The organism is Methylobacterium indicum (assembly GCF_001043895.1).
In the GTDB taxonomy this organism is placed as follows: domain Bacteria; phylum Pseudomonadota; class Alphaproteobacteria; order Rhizobiales; family Beijerinckiaceae; genus Methylobacterium; species Methylobacterium indicum.
The window spans coordinates 15,078-39,951 of record NZ_JTHF01000081.1 but is presented as its reverse complement, the minus strand read 5'-3'; the positions used below and the strand labels follow the sequence as shown (position 1 = coordinate 39,951).

The 24,874-nt window shown below is 68.1% G+C and carries 22 protein-coding genes and 3 pseudogenes; 16 read left to right on the top strand and 9 right to left on the bottom strand.

Annotation, left to right across the window (positions count from 1 at the left end):
- Positions 1 to 2 precede the first annotated feature (2 nt).
- Genes QR78_RS10180 through QR78_RS10160 form a run of 5 tightly spaced genes read left to right on the top strand, consistent with a single transcriptional unit; the run spans position 3 to position 4,783 of the window.
- Entirely contained in the window at positions 3 to 803 is an 801-nt protein-coding gene (locus QR78_RS10180) for an ABC transporter ATP-binding protein (RefSeq protein WP_082171553.1), read from the top strand.
- Positions 796 to 1,512, top strand: a complete 717-nt coding sequence (locus tag QR78_RS10175; RefSeq protein WP_048427399.1) for an ABC transporter ATP-binding protein — start codon at positions 796 to 798, stop codon at positions 1,510 to 1,512. The genes QR78_RS10180 and QR78_RS10175 overlap by 8 nt, the downstream gene beginning before the upstream one ends.
- Positions 1,513 to 1,545: 33 nt before the next feature.
- On the top strand, positions 1,546 to 2,277 hold the full coding sequence (locus QR78_RS10170; RefSeq protein WP_048427398.1) for an SDR family NAD(P)-dependent oxidoreductase: 732 nt from the start codon (positions 1,546 to 1,548) through the stop codon (positions 2,275 to 2,277).
- A 20-nt stretch (positions 2,278 to 2,297) separates the two neighbouring features.
- On the top strand, positions 2,298 to 3,068 hold the full coding sequence (locus tag QR78_RS10165) for an SDR family NAD(P)-dependent oxidoreductase (RefSeq protein WP_048427397.1): 771 nt from the start codon (positions 2,298 to 2,300) through the stop codon (positions 3,066 to 3,068).
- Complete coding sequence (locus QR78_RS10160) at positions 3,065 to 4,783, top strand: FAD-dependent oxidoreductase (protein ID WP_048427396.1); 1,719 nt, start codon at positions 3,065 to 3,067, stop codon at positions 4,781 to 4,783. The genes QR78_RS10165 and QR78_RS10160 overlap by 4 nt, the downstream gene beginning before the upstream one ends.
- Before the next feature lie 314 nt (positions 4,784 to 5,097).
- Here QR78_RS10160 and QR78_RS10155 read toward each other — a convergent pair whose 3' ends face one another.
- Complete coding sequence (locus QR78_RS10155) at positions 5,098 to 6,000, bottom strand: LysR family transcriptional regulator (RefSeq protein WP_048427395.1); 903 nt, start codon at positions 5,998 to 6,000, stop codon at positions 5,098 to 5,100.
- 135 nt (positions 6,001 to 6,135) lie between these two features.
- Here QR78_RS10155 and QR78_RS10150 point away from each other — a divergent pair, with 135 nt between their 5' ends.
- The 3 genes from QR78_RS10150 to QR78_RS10140 all read left to right on the top strand — a co-directional run bounded on the left by QR78_RS10150 (position 6,136) and on the right by QR78_RS10140 (position 7,822).
- Positions 6,136 to 6,864, top strand: coding sequence for an SDR family oxidoreductase (locus tag QR78_RS10150; RefSeq protein WP_048427394.1), 729 nt, complete (start codon positions 6,136 to 6,138; stop codon positions 6,862 to 6,864).
- 35 nt (positions 6,865 to 6,899) lie between these two features.
- Positions 6,900 to 7,214, top strand: coding sequence for an Atu4866 domain-containing protein (locus QR78_RS10145; protein ID WP_048427408.1), 315 nt, complete (start codon positions 6,900 to 6,902; stop codon positions 7,212 to 7,214).
- A gap of 80 nt (positions 7,215 to 7,294) precedes the next feature.
- Entirely contained in the window at positions 7,295 to 7,822 is a 528-nt protein-coding gene (locus QR78_RS10140; RefSeq protein ID WP_048427393.1) for a nuclear transport factor 2 family protein, read from the top strand.
- Positions 7,823 to 8,039: 217 nt separating this feature from the next.
- On the opposite strand, the gene maiA is transcribed toward QR78_RS10140, so the two are convergent.
- The 4 genes from maiA to hmgA all read right to left on the bottom strand — a co-directional run bounded on the left by maiA (position 8,040) and on the right by hmgA (position 12,847).
- Positions 8,040 to 8,675 carry a maleylacetoacetate isomerase gene (maiA, locus tag QR78_RS10135; RefSeq protein WP_048427392.1) on the bottom strand — a complete coding sequence of 212 codons (636 nt, stop codon included), beginning with the start codon at positions 8,673 to 8,675 and terminating at the stop codon, positions 8,040 to 8,042.
- Positions 8,672 to 10,003 carry a fumarylacetoacetase gene (fahA, locus tag QR78_RS10130; RefSeq protein ID WP_048427391.1) on the bottom strand — a complete coding sequence of 444 codons (1,332 nt, stop codon included), beginning with the start codon at positions 10,001 to 10,003 and terminating at the stop codon, positions 8,672 to 8,674. Before fahA ends, maiA begins: the two co-directional genes overlap by 4 nt.
- 11 nt (positions 10,004 to 10,014) lie before the next feature.
- Positions 10,015 to 11,328 carry an MFS transporter gene (locus QR78_RS10125; RefSeq protein WP_048427390.1) on the bottom strand — a complete coding sequence of 438 codons (1,314 nt, stop codon included), beginning with the start codon at positions 11,326 to 11,328 and terminating at the stop codon, positions 10,015 to 10,017.
- A gap of 166 nt (positions 11,329 to 11,494) precedes the next feature.
- The gene (gene hmgA, locus QR78_RS10120) at positions 11,495 to 12,847 is read right to left on the bottom strand and encodes a homogentisate 1,2-dioxygenase (protein WP_048427389.1); all 1,353 of its coding nucleotides are present in this window, start codon (positions 12,845 to 12,847) and stop codon (positions 11,495 to 11,497) included.
- A 67-nt stretch (positions 12,848 to 12,914) separates the two neighbouring features.
- On the opposite strand from hmgA, the gene QR78_RS32600 reads away from it, so the two are divergent.
- The 4 genes and pseudogenes from QR78_RS32600 to QR78_RS36590 all read left to right on the top strand — a co-directional run bounded on the left by QR78_RS32600 (position 12,915) and on the right by QR78_RS36590 (position 14,778).
- Complete coding sequence (locus tag QR78_RS32600; RefSeq protein ID WP_089504096.1) at positions 12,915 to 13,427, top strand: MarR family winged helix-turn-helix transcriptional regulator; 513 nt, start codon at positions 12,915 to 12,917, stop codon at positions 13,425 to 13,427.
- 269 nt (positions 13,428 to 13,696) lie between these two features.
- Positions 13,697 to 14,035: pseudogene (locus tag QR78_RS36680) on the top strand (DoxX family protein); the annotation flags it as partial.
- A 162-nt stretch (positions 14,036 to 14,197) separates the two neighbouring features.
- Positions 14,198 to 14,314 (top strand): annotated as a pseudogene (locus QR78_RS36675) (transposase); the annotation flags it as partial.
- Positions 14,315 to 14,358: 44 nt separating this feature from the next.
- A complete protein-coding gene (locus QR78_RS36590; RefSeq protein WP_053220861.1) occupies positions 14,359 to 14,778 on the top strand; it encodes a helix-turn-helix domain-containing protein in 420 nt (139 codons plus the stop codon).
- On the opposite strand, the gene QR78_RS10110 is transcribed toward QR78_RS36590, so the two are convergent.
- A complete protein-coding gene (locus QR78_RS10110; protein WP_048427388.1) occupies positions 14,760 to 15,518 on the bottom strand; it encodes an IclR family transcriptional regulator in 759 nt (252 codons plus the stop codon). The genes QR78_RS36590 and QR78_RS10110 overlap by 19 nt on opposite strands.
- Positions 15,519 to 15,758: 240 nt before the next feature.
- Here QR78_RS10110 and QR78_RS10105 point away from each other — a divergent pair, with 240 nt between their 5' ends.
- The 4 genes and pseudogenes from QR78_RS10105 to QR78_RS10090 all read left to right on the top strand — a co-directional run.
- Positions 15,759 to 16,976: an ABC transporter substrate-binding protein gene (locus tag QR78_RS10105; RefSeq protein ID WP_048427387.1), complete on the top strand. Its 1,218-nt coding sequence runs from the start codon at positions 15,759 to 15,761 to the stop codon at positions 16,974 to 16,976.
- Between the two features lie 46 nt (positions 16,977 to 17,022).
- Positions 17,023 to 17,793, top strand: a complete 771-nt coding sequence (locus QR78_RS10100; protein WP_048427386.1) for an SDR family NAD(P)-dependent oxidoreductase — start codon at positions 17,023 to 17,025, stop codon at positions 17,791 to 17,793.
- 38 nt (positions 17,794 to 17,831) lie between these two features.
- Positions 17,832 to 18,950 carry a CaiB/BaiF CoA transferase family protein gene (locus tag QR78_RS10095; protein ID WP_048427385.1) on the top strand — a complete coding sequence of 373 codons (1,119 nt, stop codon included), beginning with the start codon at positions 17,832 to 17,834 and terminating at the stop codon, positions 18,948 to 18,950.
- 204 nt (positions 18,951 to 19,154) lie between these two features.
- Positions 19,155 to 19,459, top strand: a pseudogene (locus tag QR78_RS10090) (transposase); the annotation flags it as partial.
- A gap of 260 nt (positions 19,460 to 19,719) precedes the next feature.
- Here the strand turns inward: QR78_RS10090 and QR78_RS10085 are convergent.
- Genes QR78_RS10085 through QR78_RS10075 form a run of 3 tightly spaced genes read right to left on the bottom strand, consistent with a single transcriptional unit; the run spans position 19,720 to position 24,858 of the window.
- The gene (locus QR78_RS10085; RefSeq protein ID WP_048427384.1) at positions 19,720 to 21,096 is read right to left on the bottom strand and encodes an aspartate aminotransferase family protein; all 1,377 of its coding nucleotides are present in this window, start codon (positions 21,094 to 21,096) and stop codon (positions 19,720 to 19,722) included.
- Positions 21,097 to 21,130: 34 nt separating this feature from the next.
- Positions 21,131 to 22,819: a hydantoinase B/oxoprolinase family protein gene (locus QR78_RS10080; protein WP_048427383.1), complete on the bottom strand. Its 1,689-nt coding sequence runs from the start codon at positions 22,817 to 22,819 to the stop codon at positions 21,131 to 21,133.
- 20 nt (positions 22,820 to 22,839) lie between these two features.
- Complete coding sequence (locus tag QR78_RS10075) at positions 22,840 to 24,858, bottom strand: hydantoinase/oxoprolinase family protein (RefSeq protein WP_048427382.1); 2,019 nt, start codon at positions 24,856 to 24,858, stop codon at positions 22,840 to 22,842.
- Positions 24,859 to 24,874: the final 16 nt, after the last annotated feature.

The following is a 24,874-nucleotide window of genomic DNA, read 5'->3' as shown; positions in this document are numbered from 1 at the left end:
CGATGGACGATCTCCTCAGCCTCGACGCCCTCACGATGCGCTTCGGCGGCCTCACGGCGGTGAACGGCCTGTCGATGGCCGTGAAGCGCGGCACGATCCACGCCCTGATCGGCCCCAACGGCGCCGGCAAGTCGACCGTGTTCAACTGCGTGTCGCGGATCTACCGCCCGAGCGCCGGCCGCATCCGCTTCGACGGGCGCGACGTCACCGGGCTGCCCGCCCACGCCATGGCGGGGCTCGGCATCGCCCGCACGTTCCAGAACCTCGAGCTCTTCAACGAGCTCACCGTGCTCGAGAACGTGATGCTCGGGGCCTATTCCCGCCACGAGACCCGCCTGATCGATCGCCTGCGGCCGGGCTCGCCCAGGACCCGGGCCTGGGCGGAGGAGATCCTGGAGGGCACGGGCCTGAAGGATTGCCGCGAGACGAAGGCGAACGGCCTCGATTTCGGGCGCCAGAAGCTCCTCGAGGTCGCCCGCGCGCTCGCCCTGTCGCCGACGCTGCTGCTGCTCGACGAGCCGGCCGCCGGCCTGCGCTCGCGCGAGATCGAGCGCCTCGACGCGATCCTGACCGGGCTGAACCGGGAGCGCGGCATCACGGTGCTGCTGGTGGAGCACGTGATGCAGCTCGTCATGTCGATCTCCGACACGATCACCGTCCTGAGCTTCGGCGAGAAGATCGCCGAGGGCACGCCGGCCGGCGTGCGCGGCGATCCCCGGGTGATCGAGGCCTATCTCGGCACGACGCAGCCGGGCGAGGCGGCGCGCGAGGAGACGGCATCCGGGGAGGCGGCGCATGGCTGACCTCCTCGAGCTTGCCGACGTCTCGGCCGGCTACGGCCGCATCGAGGCCCTGTCGGGCGTGAGCCTGCGCGTGCCGGAGGGCGGGATCGTCGCGCTTCTCGGCGCGAACGGCGCGGGCAAGACCACGACGCTCAACGTCATCTCAGGCATCGTCGCGCCGACACGCGGCGAGGTCCGCTTCCGCGGCCGCTCCCTGCGCGGCCTCGGCTCGGACGCGATCGTCGCCGCCGGCATCTCGCAGGTGCCGGAGGGGCGCGAGATCTTCCGCGACATGAGCGTGCACGAGAACCTCGTCATCGGCGCGCACGGAAGGCGCGACAAGGCCGGCATCGCCCGCGACATCGAGGTGATGACCGGCTATTTCCCGATCCTCGCCAAGCGCTTCCGGCAGATGGCCGGCACCATGTCGGGCGGCGAGCAGCAGATGCTGCTGATCGCCCGCGCCCTGATGGCGCGCCCCCATCTCCTGCTGCTCGACGAGCCGTCGCTCGGCCTGTCGCCGCTCCTGGTGCAGCAGATCTTCGACATCATCGTGCGGCTGCACCGCGAGGAGAAGCTGACGCTCCTCATCGTCGAGCAGAACGCCGCCGTGGCGCTCGCCGTCTCGGACCACGCCACCATCCTCGAGAACGGCGAGGTGGTCGCGCAAGGCCCCTCCGCCGCGCTCGCCGCCGACGACAGCCTGCGCGCGGCCTATCTCGGCGCCTGATCGCCCGGGAGCGCATCCGCAAGGAGATCCACCATGAGCGACAGACCCACCGCCCTGGTCACGGGGGCCGGCAGCGGCATCGGGCGGGCGATCGCCGAGCGCCTGGCCGAGGACGGCTTCCACGTGGTCGTGGCCGATCTCGACGCCGCCCGCGCCGAGGCGGTGGCCGACGCGCTGCGCGCGCAGGACCGCTCGGCCGAGGCGCGCCAGGTCGACGTCACCGACGAGGCCGCGGTGACGGCGCTCGTCGCCGACCTCCCGCCGCTGCGGGCGCTCGTCAACAATGCGGGCTTCTTCCGCGACAAGCCGATCGCCACGACGACGCCCGAGGATTTCCGGCGCGCCTACGAGGTCAACGCCATCGCGCCGTTCCTCCTCGCGAAGGCGGCGCTCGCGCGGATGGAATCCGGCGCCCGGATCGTCAACATCGCCTCGCGGGCCTATCTCGGGGCGCTCAACCAGGTCGACTATGTCGCCTCGAAGGGGGCCGTCGTCAGCCTGACCCGGGCGCTCGCCATGGAGGTGATCCGGCGCGGCATCCTGGTCAACGCGGTGGCGCCGGGCCTCATCGACACGCCGCTCCTCCAGCAGATGACGCCGGAGCGGATCGCCGCCCAGCTCGCCCTCCAGCCGACCGGCCGGGCCGGCCGGCCCGAGGACGTGGCCAACGCCGTGTCCTTCCTGGTCTCGCCCCGCACCGACTTCATCACCGGCCAGGTTCTGTTCGTCGACGGCGGCAAGTCGCTCGGCGGCACCGCCGTCTGACCACCCCGGGAGCCCGCGCCATGACCGAACCCTTCGTCGCCCTCGTCACCGGTGCCGGCTCCGGGATCGGCCGCGCCACCACCCTGCGCTTCGTGCGTGCGGGTGCGCGGGTGCTCGCCGTCGATCTCAACGAGGCGGGCCTGACGGAGACGAGCCGCCTGGCAGGCGAGTCCGAGGCGGTCGCGCTCCTCGTCAAGGACGTCACCGCCGACGACGCGCCGAGCGCCGCCGTCGCCGCGGCGCTCGCGCAGTTCGGCCGTCTCGACTGGCTCGTGAACAATGCCGGCATCGGCAACGCCAAGGCGGCGGACCAGACGAGCGACGCGGAGTGGGACCGCTACGTCGACATCAACCTGCGGGCTTTGTTCCGCTTCTCGCGCGAGGCGCTGCCGCACCTGGCGCCGGGCCGGGGGGCGATCGTCAACCTCGCCTCGGTGTTCGGGCTGTTCGGCCATCCGCGGGTCGCGCCCTACGCCGCCACCAAGGCCGCGGTCGTCGGTCTGACCCACCAGATGGCGGCCGATTACGGGCCGAAGGGGATCCGCGTGAACGCCGTCGCGCCCGGGGTGATCGAGACCGCGCTCACGCGCGAGCGCATCGACACGGATGCGCGCTTCCAGGCGCTCAACATCGACCCGATCCCCTTCCCGCGCCTCGGCCGGCCGGAGGACGTCGCCAACGCGATTTACTTCCTGTGCTCGGAGGAAGCCGCCTATATCAGCGGCCACGTGCTGGCGATCGACGGCGGCTGGAGCGTCACCAACTACTCGCGCCGGGGCGACGCGCTGTGAGCGGGCCGCCAGCCGACGCCCTCCCGGCGACCTTCGATGTCGAGACCGACGTGATCTGCGTCGGCGCCGGCGCCGGTGGCATGAGCGCCGCGCTCACCGCCGCGATCGAGGGGCTCTCGGTGATCATCGTCGAGAAGACCGACAAGGTCGGCGGCTCGACCGCCGTCTCGGGCGGGGCGGTCTGGATCCCGAACACCGACCGCGGCGCGGCGGCCGGCCATCCCGACACGCTGGAGCGGGCGAAGCTCTACCTCGACCGCATCGTCGGCAACTGGTCGAGCGATGCGATGAAGCTTGCCTATCTCGAGGCCGGGCCGAGGATGCTCGACTATCTCGAGCGGCACACCGAATTGCGGCTCGCGGCGCGGACCTCTTCGCCGGACTACTACCCCGATACCGAGGGCGCCTCGATGGGCGGGCGCGCGATGGACCCGCTGGCCTTCGACGGCCGGCGGCTCGGGGCCCATTTCGCCACCCTGCGCGACCCGCTGCCCGAGTTCACGGTGCTCGGCGGCATGATGGTGACGATGACGGACGTCTACCATCTCCTCGGCGTGACCCGCTCGCTGGCCTCGTGGAAGCACGGGATGACGCTCGTCGCCCGCTACGCCGCCGACCGCCTGCGCCACCACCGCGGCACCCGCCTCGTCCTCGGCAACGCGCTCGCGGCGCGGCTCTACCGGAGCGTCCTCGATCGCGGGATTCCGGTCTGGCTCGACAGCCCGGCGCGGCGCCTCCTCGTCGAGGGCGGGCGCGTCGTCGGCCTCGTGGTCGCGCGCGAGGGGCGCGAGGTCGCGATCCGCGCCCGGCGCGGCGTCGTGCTCGCCACCGGCGGCTTCCCGCACGATCCGGAGCGCCGCGCCGCCCTGCTGCCGCATCCGGTCGGTCCCTGGTCGATGGCGCCGGCCGGCAACACCGGCGACGGGCTGCGCCTCGGCGAGGCCGCCGGCGCGGTCGTGCGGGGCGAGAACGCCGCGAACGTCTTCCACGCGCCGGTCTCGCTCCTCGAGAAGCCCGACGGCACGGTGCTGCGCTATCCCCACCTCGTCTGGGAGCGGGCGAAGCCCGGCCTGATCGGGGTCAACGGCGCGGCCAAGCGCTTCGTCAACGAGTCGACCTCGTACCACGAGTTCGGCCTCGCCATGCACGAGAGCCACCGGAGCGTGCCGAGCATCCCGGCCTTCCTGATCTGCGATGCGGATTTCCTCCGGCGCTGGGGCCTCGGCCTCGCGCTGCCCGGCGGGCGCCCGTTCCGCAAGCTCGTGAAGGCCGGCTACCTCGTCGAGGGCCGCACCCTCGACGATCTCGCGCGCCAGCTCGGCCTCGACGGCACCGTCCTCGCCGAGACCGTCGCGGCGTTCAACCGCGGCGCGCGGGAGGGGCGCGACGCGGCGTTCGGCAAGGGCGGCGACGCCTACAACCGCTATCTCGGCGACCCGACGGTCAAGGACGGCAACCCTTGTCTCGGCACGGTCGAGACCGCGCCGTTCTACGCCGTGCGGGTCTATCCCGGCGACATCGGCACCGCCGGCGGGATCGTGACCGACGAGAACGCCCGCGTGCTCGACCGCGACGGCGCGCCGATCCCCGGCCTCTACGCCGCGGGCAACGACATGAACTCGGTCATGGGCGGCACCTATCCGGGGCCCGGCATCACGCTGGGACCTGCCCTCACCTTCGGCTGGCTCGCCGGCCGCCACTTGGCCGGGGCGTGAGGTCGGAAGCGTGATCCGATTTCGAGTGGGACAATGGTTTCCGGGCCCGAATTCGGACGTGACGGCGTTGTCCAATACCGCCGCAAGGGCTTCCTCCTTCACAGCGGACATCCAAAGCAGCAGGGCTGATGGTCCGCATGGGGTGGGGAGCGGGATTTGACCAGCCTGCCGTGAGCGGACGTGCTGTCCTGCGCGCGATCCAGACGCAAAGCGGGCCCTACCGCAGCCCCCAAAGATCAGATTTGCGGCGACGAGATCCTCGAGCCTAATGTCGGATACCTCCCCCTCCTCTTTCGGTGAGCGATCCCCGACGATCAGGATCGATACCTTCGGTGCCTGCGGATATGATCCAAAAGGGCGCGCAGCTTCGGGGCCACGTTTCGCCGGCTGGGATAGTACAGGAAGAACCCCGGAAAGAACGGGCTGAACGCTTCCAGTAACGGGACGAGTTCGCCCCGTTCGATCCATGGCCGAAAAGACTCTTCCAAGCCGAACGTGATGCCGCCACCCGCAACGGCCATGCGGATCATGAGGGCCATGTCGTTGGTCGTCACCTCAGGCTCGACGTCGACCACGAAGTCCCGCCCGGCTTCCGTAAATTCCCAGCGGAACGCCGCTGCACGCGGTGCCGGCCGCCATCCGATGCAGCGATGCGTAGCGAGATCGCGCGGATGGGTTGGCGCGCCCTGCTGCGCCAGGTAACTGGGCGCGCAAACGGCGAGCTGCCGCTGGTCGTCCGAGACCGGTAGCGCGATCATGTCCCCCTCAATCACCTCGCCAAGGCGCACACCGGCGTCGTAGCCGTGCGCAATGATATCGATCTCCTCGTCGCTCACGAGCACGTCGAGTTGGACGTCGGGGCAAGCCTCGGCGAAGCCGACGAGGAGAGGGCCCGACAGGAAGCCCTCCGCAATGGACGACACGACGAGGCGCAGCTGACCACGAGGCCCGGCCCCGAGGTGGCGGATCGTCCCCAACGCGGCCCGAATGTTGCCAAGAGATGGTGCGATCTCCGCGTGGAGCAGTTCGCCGGCTTCCGTGAGGCCCACGCTCCGGGTGGTCCGCTGGACGAGCGCGACGCCCATGGCGTCCTCCAGGCGGCGGATCGTCTGGCTCACCGCCGAGCGAGTAACGCCCAGGCGATCCGCCGCCGCACGGAAGCTACGTTCCTCGACAACGAGGATGAAAGTTGCGAGCGCATTCAGGTCGGGTATCATTGTTAAGCCATTCTAACCAAATTGTCGTGCAAGAGCCAGCTATCGACGACGGCGCGCATCACTCACCCTCCTCGTCACGATCCGGAGCAGGCGAACGGGCTTCGCGCATCGGTCGAACTGACGAGGAGGTTCAGGATGTCCTTGAACAAGACGGTACTGGTGACGGGGGCATCGAGCGGCATCGGCGTCGGCATCGCCCGGGAACTCGCCGCCGCCGGCGCCCGGCTGATGCTCGGAGCGCGCCGCACCGACCGCCTCGAGGCTCTCGCCGAGGAGCTCCGGCGCGCGGGAGGCTCCGTCAGCACGCGGCGCCTGGACGTGACGGAACGGGGCGACGTCGCAGGCTTCGCCGATGCCGCCCGGCGAGAGTTCGGGCAGGTCGACGCCATCGTCAACAACGCGGGCGTGATGCCGCTGTCGCTTATGGCATCGCTCAAGGTTGACGAGTGGGACCGCATGATCGACGTGAACGTCAAGGGCGTCCTCTACGGGATCGCCGCAGTTCTCCCGGAGATGACTGCCCGCGGCTCGGGCCATGTCGTGAACATCGCCTCGATCGGCGCGCTCGCCGTGTCGCCTACCGCCGCTGTGTATTGCGCGACGAAGTTCGCAGTGCGTGCGATCTCGGATGGCCTGCGCCAGGAGCGCGGCGATATCCGGGTCACTTGCATCCATCCGGGCGTGGTGGAGAGTGAGCTGGCTGACACGATCACCGATCCGGCGGCGGCAGAAGCCATGAAGGTTTATCGCGCCATCGCTCTCCAACCCGACGCTATCGGTCGGGCGGTGCGCTACGCACTGGAACAGCCCGACGACGTCGACGTCAACGAGATAGTTGTTCGTCCGACGAAGGCGCCGCACTAGTGCGAGTGATCGTCCTGGTCGCAGCGACGAGCCTCATTGGATCTCTCGGAACCCTCGCGCGTGCGGAGACCGTGGTGGCGACGACTGCGCACCCATATGCTGGCCTGTGGATCACCGACGATGCCCGGGTTCGCCATGAACTGCTTCCGAGCGGCCGCTACATCGAGGCGCGTGGCACGCGCGAAGGCGCCTATCGCGGGCGCTACGAGGTGAGCGGCACCCGTATCGAGTGCTGGGACGATACCGGCTTCACGGCCGACGGTGTCTTCGTCGATGCCAACACGCTCCACCATGGCGGCATGGTGCTGCGCCGTCGGGAGCAAGCACCTCTCGCATTACCGGCTCGATAGACGCCGCCGCCATAGGCACGTGCCCCAACGCAAGGTCGCCCCCTGAGCGCCCTGCTATCCTCCCCTCACGGAGATCGACGATGACGACAACCCCGATGTTCCGGCTCGCACTCCCTGTCCGGCGGCTCGCTCTCGCGGCGGCCGTCGCGCTGAGCGTCACGCCCATGCTCGTCTCCAGAGCCTCGTCCGACACGCCCGTCGCGAAGCGTAACGAAACCACCGTGCGCGAGGCTTTTCAGCGGTGGGCCGCAGGCGCCAGCATCTTCCCGACGCTGCTCGCCCCGGACGTCGTCTGGACGATCCCGGGCTCGGGCCCGGTGGCCGGCACCTATAGAGGTCTGACGGACTTCTCCGAGCGGGCGTCTGGACCGCTGTTGAGCCGTCTCGCGACGCCAATCGTTCCGCAGGTTCACCACATCTGGGCGATCGCGGACACGGTCATCGTCCGCTTCGAGGCGAGCGCTACGACGACCGCCGGGCATCCGTACCGAAACCAGTACGTCTGGATCCTCCGCATGAAGGACGGTGTCGTCGCCAATGGGGAAGCCTTTCTGGACCTCGGCGCCTACCAGCAGGTCGTAGACGATAACCCGCGTCGGCCGCGATAGGAGCGTCTTGTACGAAATTCGGTTGATTGCGTCGCAATGCGGATTTCGGCTTTGCTCATGTGGGTCGAGGAAGCTGCGCCGCGCGGGCTGGCGAGCCGGGTTCCGGCGGAGGATCACCGTTTGGCCGAGCAGCGGGACGCCCAGGTATCCGTGCAACATGCCCGGCTCGAAGCTCAGGCCCAGTAGTAGCGGCTCGCTCTGACCATTGCCCCGCTTTTCATTCGGCGTCAGGCTGCCGCGAGGGATGAGCCGCCTGGAAAGCGGGATGCGCCTCGCCAAGCGCGACCGCGCGCGCGATCCTCGGGAATGGGTCTAAGGAAACCGCGAAGCGCCGGGCGGCGTAGACCTGTGGGACCAGGTACACGTCGGCGAGCCCGGGCTCTGGGCCGAAGCAGAAGCCGTCGTCGCCGATCAGCGCCTCGATCGCTGCGAAACCCTCGGAGATCCAGTGCCCGATCCAGGCCGCTACGTCCTCGTCGGAGCGGCCGAGGTCGCGCCGCAAGTGGTTGAGCGGCCCGACATTGTGAAGCGGATGGATGTCGCAGCCGATGATCGCCGCCGCCGCCCGCACCCGGACCCGCGCGACCGGATCAGCCGGTAGGAGCGGCGGGTCCGGGTAGACCTCCTCCAGGTACTCGATGATCGCCGGGGACTGGATCAGCACGCTCCCGTCGTCGAGGACGAGACTCGGCACGCGTCCCTGCGGGTTGATCCGCCGGTAGGCCTTGCTGCGATGCTCGCCGCCGTTGCGCACGAGATGGACCGGCACCTGGTCGGGCGTTAGGCCCTTCAACGCCAGCGCGCTGCGCAGGCGATAGGACGAGGTCGAACGCCAGTAGCTGTAGAGCCTCATGCGACCGCTCCGAGGATGACCGCGCGACACTCGCCGAACCCGACAGTCGCAAAGCCTTCGCGCACGCCGCGGGCCCGCAGGATGATCTCATCGCCATCCTCCAGGAAACGGCGCTCCTCCCCTGAGGCGAGCCGGATCGGCTCCTTGCCCCCAAGAGTCGCTTCGACAAGGCTGCCGCAGGCGTCGCGGCCTGGCCCAGAGATCGTCCCAGTGCCGAGGAAGTCGCCCGGCTGGAGATTGCAGCCACCGCTGGCGTGATGGGCCACCATCTGAGCCATGGTCCAGTACATGTGCCGGGTGTTCGAGGTCGAAATCCGGTGCGGGGCGAGGCCGGCCGCGCGCAGGCCCGGCGTCATCAGGAGCACGTCGAGACTGATGTCGAAGGCGCCACCGCGCTGGTCGGCGGCGTCGAGGAGGTAAGGCAGGGGCGTCGGATCGCCCGCAGGCCGAGCCGCCTGCGGCACGCGGAACGGCGCCAGCGCCTCCGGGGTGACGATCCATGGCGAGATCGTCGAGGCGAAGTTCTTGGCAAGGAAGGGGCCGAGGGGCTGGTATTCCCAAGCCTGGATGTCGCGGGCCGACCAGTCGTTGAGCAGGCAGTAGCCCGCGATATGGTCCTGCGCCTCTCCGATCGGGATCGGCGTGCCGAGCTCGTTGCCGGGCCCAATCCAGACGCCGAGCTCGAGTTCAAGGTCGAGCCGCTGCGACGGCCCGAAGGACGGCTCTGCCGCGTCCGGCGCCCTGGACTGTCCATGCGGCCGGCGCACCGGTGTGCCGGAAGGCCGGATCGATGAGGCGCGACCGTGGTAACCGATCGGCACGTGCTTGTAGTTCGGCAGAAGTGGGTTGTCGGGCCGGAACTGCTTGCCGATGTTCTCGGCATGGTGGATGCCGACGTAGAAGTCGGTGTAGTCGCCGATCTGCGCTGGCAGATGCAGTGTGCAGGCGGCCGCCTCGTGCAGGAGCGGAGCGATCCTGCCGCGTTCGGTACAGCCCTCGCTGAGCAGCTCGGAGAGGGCTGCGCGCAGGGCGCGGCGCGGCGCGGCGCCGAGCGCGAGCAGCGCGTTGAGGCCAGTGCCCGTGGCGGCCTCGGCCGCTGCTCCGGCCGCGCCCGAGAGCAGGTTCGCGGAGAGCAGAGCCGGCAGATCCAGGATGGAATCGCCAATCGCGACGCCGGCCCGCGGCGTGCCTTGCGGCGGCGAGAAGATGCCGAGCGGCAAGTTCTGGATCGGGAAGTCCGCGTGGCCGGCGGTACCAGGAACCCAGGACCGCAAGGCGGGATCGTGGGTATGGTCGAGAGTGTCCAGAGGTTTGGAAGGGTGTGTCATCGTGACCGCTCTCACTGCAGGAGGTCCGTGCCCCGGGTTTCGCGGGTCGTCACCATCGCCCAGATCCCAGGCACGACCATCACCGCCGCGTAGATCCCGACCGCCAACGGCGTATGGAAGACTTCCAGCAGCCATGTGCCGATGACGGGAGCCATCGCCCCGCCGAGTACGGCCGCGGCGGAGTAGGCCGTCGACATGGCCGTGTAACGAACGCGAGCCGGAAACAATTCGGTGAAGTAGGCCGACATCCCACCCACGATCACACCGTGGCAGGAGAGTGTGAGAAGCGTCGCTGTCGTGAGTTCCGCGGAGGACGCACCCTTGCCGAGCGTGAAGAGGTAGAAGGCGGCCATCACGCCAGTGACGAGACCAACCAGCGTTACGGGCCGGCGCCCGAACCGGTCCGCCGCGGCACCCGCAGCCAGGATCGCTGCCACTTCGAGGAGAGAACCCCAGAACAAGGCATTCAAGGCGTCCGATCGCGAGGCTGCTAGATAGACCGTAGCGAGGACGATGAAGAACGACGAGAAAAGATAGAATAGAGCGCTCTCAGCCGCCTTAACGAAGAGGACGCGGGCCATATCCGACGGATGTCCGGCGAGCGCCTCGCGCAAAGGTGCGCGTGGAACATCGTGCCGGTTCTTCTGCACTTCGATAAAAGCAGGGGACTCCTCGACACGGCGGCGCACCCAAAATCCGAACAGTATGAGCACCGCCGAGGCGAGGAACGGCAGGCGCCAAGCCCAGTCCGCGAAGGCAGCCTGACCGAAAAAGCCGAGCGCTGCACCAATCGCGGCCGTCGCGAGTACGTTACCGGCTGGCCCGCCGACCATCGGGAAGCCGGTCCAGAGGCCGCGCTGTCGGGCCGGAAGGCTCTCGGCGACGATGACGAGGGCGCCGGTAGACTCACCGCCGACAGCGAAACCTTGAAGAAGGCGTAGCACCACGAGGAGAATGGGTGCGAGCGCACCCACCTGGGCATAGGTGGGCAGTAACCCCATGGCGACGGTCGAGCCGCCCATGAGCAGGAGGCTCGCGACAAGGCTGCGCTTGCGGCCGATCCGATCACCGAGCGCCCCGAAGAACCAACCACCTAGCGGCCGCGCGACAAATCCTACGGCCTGGGTCGCCAGAGCTGCGAGCAGACCTGCGAGTGGATCCGACACAGGAAAGAACGCGGTGTTGAACACCAGGGCCGCGCAAACGGCGAAGATCGCGAAATCATACCATTCCACGATCGTCCCGATGCTACTGGCAACCAAGAGGCGCACTCGCGCTGCCTGATTAGATCGCAATTTTTGCGCGCCGACAGACTGAACATTCATGGAACCTCCTCCCTAAGATCGATTTTTTACTCAAGCGATAGTTGCCCGGCTTTGAGCCGCAACAACATGCGTGCGTATTTGGCGTAAACCAAAATGTATTCCGCGGACTATGATTTTTATAGCCACAGTACGTAATGCAAGATATATGTTGTCAATCCAATATTGATTACGTGTTGGCAGGCGGGTTGAAGTGCCTGGCGAGCTTGCGCCCGTAGCGACCGTAGTCCTTCTGCAGCGCCGGGATCTCGGCGGCGAAGCGGCTGACCTTCTGGGGAAACCGCGTCTCGAACATGAAGGCGAGCGTGCCTTCCAGCTTGTGGGGTTTCAGCTCGGCGTTCGAGGCTTTCTCGAAGGCATCCATGTCGGGCCCGTGCGGCAGCAGCGTGTTGTGCAGCGAGGCGCCGCCCGGCTGGAAGCCGCCGCCGGTCTTGGCGTCGTAGACGCCGTAGACCAGCCCCATGAACTCGCTCATCACGTTGAGGTGGTACCACGGCGGCCGGAAGGTGTTCTCGGCCACCAGCCAGCGGTCGGAGAAGATCACGAAGTCGATGTTGGCGGTGCCGGGGGTCTCGGAGGGCGAGGTCAGCACCGTGAAGATCGACGGGTCGGCGTGGTCGAACAGGATCGGGCCGACCGGCGAGAACTTCCTGAGGTCGTACTTGTAGGGCGCGTAGTTGCCGTGCCAGGCGACCACGTCGAGGGGCGAGTGGTCGATCTCGGCCGCCCATACGGTCCCGCCCCACTTCACCAGCATCGTGCCGGGGGCGTCGCGGTCTTCGTAGGCCGCGACCGGTGTGAGGAAGTCGCGCTGGTTGGCGAGGCAGTTGGCTCCGATGGGTCCGCGCTCCGGCAGGGTGAAGGCGCCGCCGTAATTCTCGCAGAGATATCCGCGAGCGGGGCCGTCGAGGAGGTCCACGGCGAACTTCACGCCGCGGGGGATCACCACGATCTCGCCGGGCTCGACGTTGATGATTCCGAACTCGGTGCGGAAGCGCAAGCGGCCCTGCTGCGGCACGACCAGCATCTCGCCGTCGGCGTTATAGAAGTATTCGTCCTGCATCGAGCGGGTGGCGAGGTAGAGATGCGCGCCCATACCGGCTTGGGACCCGGCATCGCCGGCGGTCGTCATGGTGCGGATGCCATCGATGAAGGAGAGAGGCTCGGCCGGGATCGGGATAGGGTCCCAGCGGAGCGGCGCCGGCGGCAACTCGATGGCCTCGGCGGGCGATGTGAGCCAGAGGTGGGCTTCAACCTTCCGGAAATCGCCCCAGTGCATGACCGTGGGTCGGATGCGGTAGAGCCAGGAGCGCTCGTTGGTGGTGCGCGGCGCGGTGAAGGGCGAGCCGGAGATCTGTTCGGCGTAGAGGCCGTAGGGGCATTGCTGGGGCGAGTTGCGGCCGACCGGCAGGGCGCCGGGCAGCGCCTCGGTCTCGAAGCCGTTTCCGAAGCCCGACATGTAACCACGAGTGATCCCGACCTGGGTCGTGATTCCGCTCTCCGGCGACGCTTGCACGTTCATGGGGTTGCCTCCCTGCACGCCCGCATATAGTTTCATTCGAAACCAACTGAGGAGCTGTTAGTTTCTTATGAAACCATTGTCAACCGCGAGTGAGCCGCTGGCTGTGCATGGTGGGGCGGATGAGCCGAGCCCGGCGCTGCGGTTGGCGACGTTTATGCCTTACCGGCTCAATGTCCTCGCAACGGTCATCAGCGAGGGTTTGGCTCAGCTCTATGCAGAGCGCTTCCTCCTCGACATCCCAGGCTGGCGGGTGCTCGCAACGATAGGAGAATTCGGGGAAATCACTGCCAAGTCGATTGGGCAGCACGCGCACATGAACAAGGTGAAGGTGAGCCGCGCGGTTGCAGATCTTGAGGCGAGAGGATGGATCGAGCGACAACAAAACCCCGATGACATGCGGGAATCCTTTCTCACGCTAACGGTAGAAGGCCAACGCAACTACCGTGAGATTGTACCGCTAGCACATAGCTACGAAGCTCGACTGAGAGCCAATCTTAATGAGCAGGAGCAGCAAATATTCGATCTTGTAATCGACAAAATTCTTGCCAGTGTTTCTGCACGAGAGACACATGAGAATTAATCGCGCTGGTAGAGCAGAATTCATAGTGCCCGAGTTGAATTATGCATAAATTTAATTAGCTCAGAAACACTCGAATGATTCGTCGTAGGTTTCCTTATAATCGCTACGATAGTTACGTCATGAAAACAACCAATAAATATTTGCAATGATAACTGGGAATTTATGCAATGAAATCGAAATAATTTGATGTTTCGAATGCCGCTGTAAATATTAGCTCGATCTTCGAGCTCATTTTGTGCGTTATATTTGTCTAGTCCGGGCATGGTAAGGCAATCTCGCCAGATACAACTATTGCATACTTTGCCGAAATCGGACTTACGTTACCATATGCGGCTTATGCTGTCACAATCATCATCGAACTGGTAGTTGGAATAATGTTTGTTTTTGGGTTATTTACAAGACTTGCCGCACTTATTTTGGCTGTTTGGTGCATCTCAAAAGCATTAACCGCACACTATAATTTTGCTGATAGAAATATGCTTATTAATTTCCACAAGAACGTCGCGCTGCACGGCGGCTTTGTCTATGCCGCTCTTCTTGGCGCAGGTGCATACAGCCTGGATGCTATCTTGAGCGCAAGGGGTTCAAACGGCCGTACCTCGACTTAACATTACTCTGCCAGGTTGGTGTCTCCTATCTCTTGTTTGCTGAGGCGAGCGGGAGAACCGTAATGGATGAGCTCGGGTCGAAGGCGTGGCTGGACCACCTGGAGACATGGCTGGCTCCCTTTCTGGCCGCCTTGCCCCGCGCCGAACAGCGACGCTGGGCGCCGCTCTATCTGCGCGGCCCGCTCCTGGCCCGGCGAGCGCAAGAGCGTGGAACCGATGTCAGCGCGCGTTGCTCCCGGCAACGTGCAGCAACTGCACCACTTCGTATCCGCCTCGCCCTGACGACGCCGCTCCTGCGAGCGCTCCTCGCCGAAGTGCTGGCGATGCCGGTCCTCTACGACGAACTCGGACGGGAGGGCCGGCTCGTCGACCTCCTGCTCGCGGAGATCGGCCGGATGCCCGCCTCCTCGCTCCATGTCGCGGTGCCGCAGGACGATCGTCTCGGCCGGATTTGCGAGAGCGTGCTCTCCCGCGCCGGCGAGATCCGCACCCTCGATGAATGGGCGCTCCTCACGGGCTTGAGCCGCCGGACGATCACGCGCCTGTTCCGCCGCGAGACCGGGATGAGCTTCTCGGCCTGGCAGCAGCGGGTGCGGCTCATGGAGGCGCTAGCCCGCCTCGGCGGCGGCGCCTCCGTCACCAGCGTCGCCCTTGACGTCGGCTACGACAGCCCGAGCGCCTTCACGGCGATGTTCAAGCGGGTCCTCGGCACCTGCCCGCGGACCTACCTCGACTGGGCCTGAGCGCCGGGCTCCGCGAGGCCATGACGGGACAGGGCGGCCTTCAGGATGGCGGCGGTCTCGGGCCGCCGCGCGAGGCAGCGCGAGGTCGGCCCCGCGACGACGATCGAGAGCCGGCGGTCGCCGAGGGGAAGCGGGAGGGCGACGCCGGCGAGGTCGGCGATGTACTCGGAGTCGCTCTGGTGATAGCCGCGCTCCTCAGCCTCCAGCAGCGCACGCTCCACAATCTCTACGCCCAACGGCGTCGTGTCGGAGAAGCGCTCGAACGCGACGCGGCGGTAGATCGCCTCGCGCGAGGCCGCAGGATACTGGGCGAGGATCGCCCGCCCGGCGGAGCTGGCATGGACCGGAACCCGGTCGCCGACCCGGGCGTGGTAGCGCACCTGGTGCCGGGATTCCGCCACGACGAGGAACAGGGCGTGGATGCCGGTCAGGGTGCCGACCGCCGTGGTCTCGCCGGTGGCGGCCGCCACATCGGCCACGAGGTCGTCGACGACGCCCGGCAGCGGCTCGGCCTCCGCCACCGTGAGGGCGAGCGTGAGCCAGCGAGGGGTCGGGTAGTACCCGGCCCGCGGCCGCGGCTCGTAGAGATAGCCCCTCTCGACGATCGTCCCGACAAGGTTGAACGTGCTCGAGCGCGGCCAGCCGAGATCGTCCGAGATCTCGGCGAGGGTGGCCGGCCGCCGCCGCTCGGCGAAATACTCCAGCAGTTCGAGAACGTTGGCCGCCTGCTTGACCTGCATCTGTCCCGTCGCCCCGTGCCGGTGCGGGGTTCGACCGCCGCCCGGGTTCATGGCTGCGCAACCTAACGGCTGGTGCTTCGGGGCACCACACGCATCCCGCCTCCCCCTCTGCCTCTCAGAGCGCTTGACTTATTCATAATCAGGAATGAAAAATTCTTACATAAGAATTTAGCGGGCCGCGACGATCGGCACCGTGATGCGGACAGCCGCGACAAGTCGGCCCGCCGCAGGGAGGAATGCATGTCGCTTCGCCGTACCCTCGGGACGCTCGCCCTCGCCGCCTCGACGACGCTGTCTTCGGCCGCCCTGGCGCAGGTCCCGGTCAAGATCGGCGTCCTCGCCGACATGTCCGGGATCTTCTCGGATATCGGCGGCGCCGGGGCCGCCGAAGCGACCAGGATGGCCGTCGAGGATTTTGCCAAGCTGCCGGAGGGGAAAGGCCTGACGGTCGAGGTCGTCGCCGCCGACGCCCAGAACAAGCCCGACGTGTCTAGCACCATCGCGCGCAAGTGGTTCGACTCGGACGGGGTGGACGCCGTCGTCGACATGCCGACGAGCGCGATCTCCCTCGCCCTCGCGCCGCTCGTGCGGGAGAAAAACAAGGTCGCGCTGTTCACCGCGTCCGGCTCCTCGGACCTGACCGGCAAATCCTGCACGCCGAACTCCGTGCATTGGACCTACGACACCTGGGCGCTCGCCCACGGCACCGCGGAGGCGATCACGAAGGCCGGCGGCAAGTCCTGGTACTTCATCACGGCCGATTTCGCGCTCGGCCATGCGCTCGAGCGCGACGCCAGTGCCGTGGTGAAGGCCGAGGGCGGCCGGGTGGCGGGAACCGTGCGCCATCCCACCGACGCCAAGGACTTCTCGTCGTTCCTGCTGCAGGCCCAGGCCTCGCAGGCGCAGGTGATCGGCCTGACCAATGCGGGCGGCGACACGATCAACGCCATCAAGCAGGCGGCGGAGTTCGGCATCGTCCAGAGCGGGCAGCAGCTCGCCGGCATGCTCTTATTCCTCTCCGACATCCATTCGCTGGGCCTGCGCACCGCCCAGGGCCTGCGCCTGACGACAGGGTTCTACTGGGACCTGAACGCGGCGACGCGGGCCTTCGGCGAGCGCTTCGCCGCCCGCAACAACGGTCGCTACCCCACCATGAACCAGGCTGGCGCCTATTCCGCCACGATCGCCTTCCTTCGGGCGGTCGCGAAGGTCGGATCGGCCAAGGACGGGGGCGCGGTGGTGAAGGCGATGCGGGAAGCGGGCACCTTCGACGACCCGCTCTTCGGCAAGACGAGCTTACGCGCCGACGGCCGCGTGCTGCACGACATGATGCTCGTCGAGGTCAAGAAGCCGGACGAATCGAAGAAGCCCTACGATTACTACAAGGTCTTGGCCACCATCCCGGGCCCGGAGGCCTTCCGTCCCCTGAAGGACGGCGGATGCCCGTTCGTGAAGTAGCGGGCGCCGCCCCGACGGCATCGACGCAAGCTAAGGATCAACGACCATGCGACTGGCCAACAAGCTCGTGGTGGTGACGGCCGCGGCCTCCGGGATGGGACGCGCCGGCGTCGAGCTCTTCCTGCGCGAGGGGGCGCGGGTCGCGGCCATCGACGTGAACGCCGAGGGGCTCGCGCGGCTTTCCGCCGATATGGCGGCGCAGGGCCATGACGTCGCGACGGTGCGGGCCGACCTCTCGCAACCCGAGGAGATGCGTGGCTCGATCCACGATGCCGCCGCCGCTCTCGGGGGCATCGACGTGCTGTGGGCCCATGCCGGCATCCCCGGGCCCGGCGGCATCGAGAACCTCGACGTATCGGCCTACCGGCTCGCCATCGACCTCAACGTCACCGCGGCGGCCCTCGCCGCCGGCGAGGCGATCGGGCACATGCGCCGGCGCGGCGGCGGGTCGATCGTGTTCACCGCCTCGGTCTCGGGCCTCGTCGGCTCGATGTGGAGCCCGATCTACTCCGCCGCCAAATTCGCGGTGGTCGGGTTGACGAAGTCCCTCGCCCAGACCTTCGCGCCCGACAACGTCCGGGTGAACGTCGTCTGCCCGGGCCTCGCCGAGACGCCGATGAAACTCGGCTTCACCGGCCGCTCGGGCGATCCGGCCGAAGCCGCCGCCGCCGAAGCGCGCATGGTCTCCGCGGTACCGATGGGGCGCCTGTGTCGGCCGGAGGAGGCTGCCCACGCGGTACTCTGGCTCGCCTCGGACGATGCCTCCTACGTGACGGGCGTGGCCCTGCCCGTCGATGGCGGCTTCACGGCGCGCTGAGCGCGCCGGGGCCCGAGTACGAGGAAGGGAGAAGCGCCATGCCGGGTCCGCTCGCAGGCATCAGGGTCGTCGACCTGAGCACGGTCGTCGCGGGGCCCTTCGCGACGCAGATCCTCGCCGAGCTCGGCGCCGAGATCGTCAAGGTCGAGGGACCGAGCGGCGACATCCTGCGCGCGCCGGGCCCTGCCCGCTCGCCCGGCATGGGAGCGGCGTTCCTCAACTGCAATCGCGGCAAGGACAGCGTCGTCCTCGATCTCAAGCAGGTGGGAGACCGCGCCCGGCTCGACGACCTCGTCCGGAGCGCCGACATCCTCGTCCACAACATGCGGATGAAGGCCGCCGCCCGGCTCGGCCTCGACGATGCGCGCCTGCGCACGATCAATCCGGGGCTGATCACCTGCGCAATCGTCGGCTTCGGCCAGGACGGGCCCTACCGCGACCGGCCGGCCTACGACGACATCGTCCAGGCGGCGTCGGGCTGGGCCGATCTCGAGCGGCGGGCCGGGGGCGAGCCCCGCTACGCGCCGACCATCGCGGCCGACAAGACCGCGTCGCTCTACGTCACCACCGCGATCAGCGCCGCCCTGTTCCACCGCGCCCGCACGGGAGAGGGACAGGCGATCGAGGTGCCGATGTTCGAATCCATGGTGTCGTTCCTCGCCGTCGAGCACCTCGCCGGCCTCACCTTCCGGCCGCCCCTCGGCCCGTCCGGCTACGCGCGCCTCCTCTCGAAGCACCGCCGGCCCTACCCGACCCGCGACGGCCACATCGCGGTCCTGCCCTACAACGCGAGCCACTGGCGCGCGGTCTTCCGCGCCGCCGGCCGCGAGGATTGGGCGCAGGACGCGGCGCTCGGCTCCGATGCAACCCGCGCCGCGATGATCGACACCCTCTACGAGCGCCTGGCCGGCTGCCTCGCGCAGGACACGACCGAGGCGTGGCTCTCGCGCCTCGCCCCCCTCGACGTGCCCTGCACGCGGGTCAACCGGATCGAGGACCTGCTCGACGATCCTCACCTCGCGGCCACCGGCTTCTTCGAGGCGGTTGACCATCCGACGGAAGGGCCGCTCCTGGCGACGCGGCCGCCGGTCCGGTTCTCGCGCACGCCCTGCGGCGCGACGCGGCCCGCGCCGCCCCTGGATTCGGGCAAGCCCTGAGGCCGGCACCCGGAGGGCGCGGGCCGCCGCGGCATCACCGCGTCGCGAACTTGATGCTGAACGCGGCCTTGGCCGTCAGGCCGGGGCTCGGCAGCAGGTTGAGCTACTGCGTGTGGCGCTTGTCGAAGGCGTTCTGCACGATGACATCGGCGCGGATGCGATCGTCGAGCCGAGCGCAGACCGACGCCGGTATGCCGGGGGATGGTGGGAACGAAGAAGTACAAGCCGGAAGAAGTGGTGGCCGAGCCGCGGCAGGTGGACGTGCTGGTCTCGCAGGGACAGAGCGTGGCTGACGCGATCCGGGCGATCGGCGTGACGGAGGTGACCTACGATCGTTGGCGCAAGGAGTTCGGCGGGCTGAAGTCGGACCAGGTGCGCCGAATGAAGGAGTTGGAGACCGAAAGCCAACGGCTGCGCAAGGCGATCGCGGATCTCACGCCTGACACGCTGATCCTGCAGGAGGCCGGCCGGGGAAACGTCTGAGCCCCGCGCACTGGCGCACATGCATCGAGTCACGACCTGATGCCAAGGACTGGAAAGCGCCACTTCCGGACCTCCGATCCTGGTCGTCCGAATGGCCGCTCGCAAGGCGGCACCGGACATTCGAGCTTCGATGGTTGCGCTGCAGCCTCTGCGACCAGCCGCGCAAGATTGGCGCGTGGAGCGCTACGTATTCATTGAACGTGCGTACGTTCGGAACTGCCCGCCCGGGGGCAGTGCGCCGTTGACATCGGCTATGGCGGCTTTGCCTCCCGGGCCGGGGTTCCTCTCATGCGGGATCCGCGACCCAGGCCCGCGTGTCCTCCAGAGCCTGTGCGAAGCGGGAGACGACCTCGTCGACCTCGTCCTCGGTGATGATCATCGGCGGGCAGAAGGCGATCGTGTCCTGGATCGCCCGAACAATCAGACCGTGCTCCTGTGCGCGCTCGAACAGGTGGAACGCGGTTCGCCCGGGCGGGTCGAACTTGCGCTTCGATGCCTTGTCGGCGACGAGCTCGACGGCAGCAATCAGCCCGACGCCGCGGACCTCACCGACGAGCGGGTGGTCGGCGAAGGGGGCGAGCCGCTCCTGCAGCCGGGCGCCGGAGCGGGCGGCATTCGCGACGAGGCCGCGCTCCTCGATGATCGTCAGGTTCTCGAGCGCCACCGCGGTTGCCACCGGGTGGCCGCTGCCGGTGAAGCCGTGGCCGAAATTGCCCAGGGCCTCGGTGTGGTCGGCGAGCCCCTGGTAGACGGCATCGCTGAACAGGACCGCGGCGAGAGGCTGGTAGGACGAGGTGATCTGCTTGGAGACCACCATCAGGTCGGGGCGGATGCCGTAATGCTCGCAGGCGAACAGCGTGCCGAGGCGCCCGAAGCCGTTGATGACCTCGTCGGCCACCACCAGCACGTCGTGGCGCCGGCACACCGCCTGCACCTTCTCCCAGTAGGTGCGCGGCGGCGGCAGCACGCCGCCGGCGCCCATCAGCGGCTCGCCGATGAAGGCCGCCACGGTCTCCGGTCCCTCCTCGAGGATCGCCGCCTCGAGCTCCGCCGCCAGCCGGTCGGCGAAGGCCTCCTCGGTCTCGCCGGGTAGCGCGTTGCGGTAATGGTGCGGGCAGGTGACGTGGCGCACGAACGGCAGCGGCAGGTCGAAGCCGCGCTGGTTGGTCGGCAGGCCGGTCAGGCTCGCCGCCGCGATGGTGATACCGTGATATCCACCTTGGCGGGCGATGAATTTCTTCTTCTCCGGCCGTCCTCGCCCGTTGTTGTAGTACCAGACGAGCTTCACCACCGTATCGTTTGCCTCAGACCCCGAGTTGGTGAAGAACACGTGGTCGAGGCCGTCCGGCGACATCTGGACGAGTTTTTCCGCGAGCAGGATCGCCGGCTCGTTCGCCTTGTGGGTGAAGGTGTGATAGTAGGGCAGCCGGCTCATCTGCCGGGTGGCGGCCTCGACGAGCCGCTTCTCGCCGAAGCCGACCCCGACGCTCCAGAGGCCCGCCATCGCCTCGATGTATTGCCGGCCCTGGTCGTCGTAGACATGGATCCCCTCCCCTCGCTCGATGATCATCGGCCCGACCCGCTCGTGCCGCCGGGCATTGGTGTAGGGGTGGAAGTGGTAGGCGACGTCGCGCGCCTGGAGCGAGTTCGGCAGGAGGGTCATCGAGAGCGTCTCTCCGATAGGTGCGAGGCGGCTTTCAGCCGGCCGTGTAGACGGTGCGGGCCTGCTCGGGCGTGATGAACCCGTCGACGAGGTCGTCGCGGACGCGCTCGGGATCTCGTGCCTCCGGCGGCCCCCAGCCGCCGCCGGCCGGGGAGCTGATGCGGATGCGGTCGCCGGGGGCGATCGGTACGTTGGCGAACTTGCTCGGCGAGACCTTGCCGAACGCTTGCGTGACGGTGAGCCACTCCTCGCTGCCGGCCCGCATCATCAGGAGTTCGGCCTTCGCGCCCTCGTGCCCGCCATGGAGGCCCCAGGGGCTGACCTTCTGGCGGTCGCTCATGTAGCTGAAGGTCATCGGAGTACCGGTGCTGCGCACGGTCTTCGAGAGTGCGAGGCCGCCCCGGAAGGTGCCAGGGCCCCCCGAGCCGTCGACGAGGCGGAACTCCTCGACGTGCCAGGGGAAGCGGTACTCGAACACCTCGACCGGGATGTGCGGGCAATTGCCGTTGATGCCGCCGACCGCGTCGTTGCCGTCGGCGAAGCTGCGTCCGCCCCAGCCGACCGGGGTGAGGTCGTAGCAGCAGAAGAACTCGCCGGTCGCCGGATCGGTGCCGCCGAACAGGAAGTTGCTGTGCGTCGCCCCGTCGGTCGCCGCCGAGCGCTCCTTCAGGCCGGGCGCCAGCGCGCCCATCACGCAATTGGCGATCCGGCAGTGGGTCTCGGTGTTGCCGCCGACCGAGGGGCCCGGGAAGTTCACGTTCACCACCGTGCCGGGCGGGGCCAGCACCCGGATCGGCCGGAAGCAGCCGGAATTCTTCGGGATCGTCGAATCGGTGAGCTGGAGCACTGCGTTGTAGGCCGCCCCGTAGGCGACCCCGAGGGTGCCGTTGATCGGCCCCTTCGCCTGGGGCGAGGAGCCGTGATAGTCGACCACGAGGTCGGAGCCCGCCACCGTGACCTCGGCCCGGATGCTGAAGGCCCGATCCTCGATGCCGTCATCCTCCATGCAATCCGAGAAGACGTAGCGCCCGTCCGGGATCTTCTCGATCTCCGCCCGCATCCGGCGCTCGGAATAGTCCATCAGCGCCGCGACGTGCTCGCGGAAGGCCGAAACCCCGTGCTTGCGCACGAGGTCGGCCATGCGCCGCTCGCCGAGATCGGTGGCGGCGATGAGGGCGCGGAAGTCGCCGTAATTGTAGCGCGGCGTGCGCACGTTCGCGAGCATCAGGCGCCAGACATCATCGACGTCGCGGCCCGCCCGCTTGATCTTGACAGGCGGCACCCGCAGCCCCTCGTGGAAGACCTCCGTCGCCTCGCCCGCGAAGCCCGCCGGCGCCATGCCGCCGACCTCGCAGACATGACCGATCGCGACCGAGAAGCCGATCAGGCTGCCCTCGACGAAGACCGGCTTGAAGAAGGTGTGCTCGGGCGTGTGCAGGCCGCCCCGGTAGGGATCGTTGTGGACGAGGACGTCGCCCTCCTCCAGCTCGGCGAGCGCGATCTCCTGCACGCAGGAGCGCAGCAGCAGCGGCATGCCGCCGATCATCGAGGGACAGAAATCGCCGGTGGCGACAAGCTCGCCGGTCGGCAGGGCGAGGCCGCAGGTGAAGTCGAGGGATTCCGAGAAGATCGTCGAGTAGGAGGTGCGCATCAGCGTCACCCCCATGTCGCGGCAGATCGAGACCAGGATGCCGCCGACGATGTTGAGCGAGACCATGTCCATGGCGATTGGCTCCCCGGGCTTCAGGCGCTGATCAGCAGGTTGCCGGTGCGGTCGACCGTTAGGCTCTTGCCGGGATCGAGCACCGTGACTGACGCCGCCTCCTCGACCAGCGCCGGGCCGGCGAGCGCGTGGCCGGCTCGCAGGTCGTCGCGGGAGTAGACCGGGGTGTCGATGAAGCCGTCGCCGAACCAGACCTGGCGGCGACCGCGTGGCACAGCCGGGCCGTCGGCCTCCGGGATCGCGGGAAAATCGAGGTTGCCGGTGCGGGCCGTGCCTGTGACCAGGAAGTTGACCATCTCCATCGGGTCGTCGAGGCGAAAGCCGAACCGGACCTCGTGCTGGGCGTGGAAGGTCGCGAGCAGCGCGGCAACCTCCTCCTCGGTGAAGGACTCGGCTTCGGTCGGGATCTCGAGCTCGTAGTTCTGCCCGAGATAGCGCATCTCGACGCTGCGCCGGATCGCGACCTCCGGATGGCCTTGCGCGGCGAGCTCGGCCAGGCACTCGGCGACGAGGTCGCCCATCGCGGCCGCCGCGCGGGCGCGGTCGAAGGCCCGGGAGGTGAGCTGCACCGTGCGGGCGCGGTCGACCCGGGCATCCGCCATGGTGAATCCGAAGGCGGAGAACTGGCCGGGAAAGTTCGGCACGAGGCCGCGGGGGATCGCGGCCTCGCTCATCAGGTCGCTGACATGAGGAGGCCCGGCGCCCCCGAAGGCGACGAGGACGAAGTCGCGCGGGTCGAGACCCTGCTCGGTCAGCACCGTGTGCAGCGCCCCCACCATGTTGTTGTTGGCGATCCGCACGATGGAGAGCGCCGCCTGCTCGACCGAGAGGCCGAGCGCCTGCCCGATCGGCGCGACCGCCGCGCGGGCGGCCTCGGCATCGAGCGCCATGGCGCCGCCGAGGAAGTTCGCCGCGCCGATGCGGCCGAGCACCACGTTGGCATCGGTGACGGTCGGCAGGCGGCCGCCGCGGCCGTAGCAGGCAGGTCCCGGATCGGCCCCGGCGCTCTCGGGGCCGACCACCAGCATGCCCCCGGCATCGATCCGGGCGATCGAGCCGCCGCCGGCGCCGATGGTGCGGATGTCGATCATCGGGACCTGGATCGGACGGCCCCAGGAGATCTCGAAATCGGTAGTGAACTTCTCCTGCCCGTCCACCACCGTCGAGACGTCGGTGGAGGTGCCGCCCATGTCGAGGGTGACGAGGTTCGGCAGGCCGAGATGGGCTGCGACGCGCTTGGCGGCGATGACCCCGCCGGTCGGCCCTGAGACGGCGATCTGGATCGGCTGCGCGACGGCGGCGTCGAGGCTCATCTCACCGCCGTTCGAGCGCATCACCACGATGCCCGCCGCGACGCCTTGCTCGTCGAGCTGCCGGCGCATCGCCCCGAGCTGGCGCCCGACCACTGGCTTGATGAAGGCATCGCAGATCGTGGTCGAGGCACGGAAATGCTCCTTCCACTTCGGCAGCACCTCGTAGGAGATCGAGACCGGCAGGCCGGGCAGCCGTTCTGCGAAGATCGCCTTGATGCGCCGTTCGTGCTCGGGCGCGAGGTAGGAATGCAGCAGCACCACCGCGACCGCCTCGACCGCGCCCTCGGCCGCGAGCCGGTCGGCGAGGTCGGCCACCGTCGCCTCGTCGAGGGGCTGGAGCACCGCCCCGTCGGCGCCGACCCGCTCGTCGACCTCGTGGGCGTCGCGCCGCATCACGAACGGCTTCGGCTTGACCCAGGCGAGGTCGTAATGGTGGCGCCGGTTGCCGCGGCCGATGAACGGCACGTCGCGAAAACCCCGGGTCGTCACGTAGGCGACCCGGGCGCCCTTGCCCTCGAGGAGCGCGTTCGTCGCCACCGTGGTGCCGAGCCGGATCGCCCGGATTGCCGGGATGTCGCCGAAAGCGCGAAGGCCCGTCATGATGCCCTGGATCGGATCCTGGGGCGTCGAGAGGTTCTTCCAGGCTCGCAGCGCCCGGCCCGATTCGTCGTAGGCGACGAAATCCGTGAAGGTGCCGCCGATGTCGATGCCGAGGCGGTAGGCCATGGTGCGTCCTCCCTTC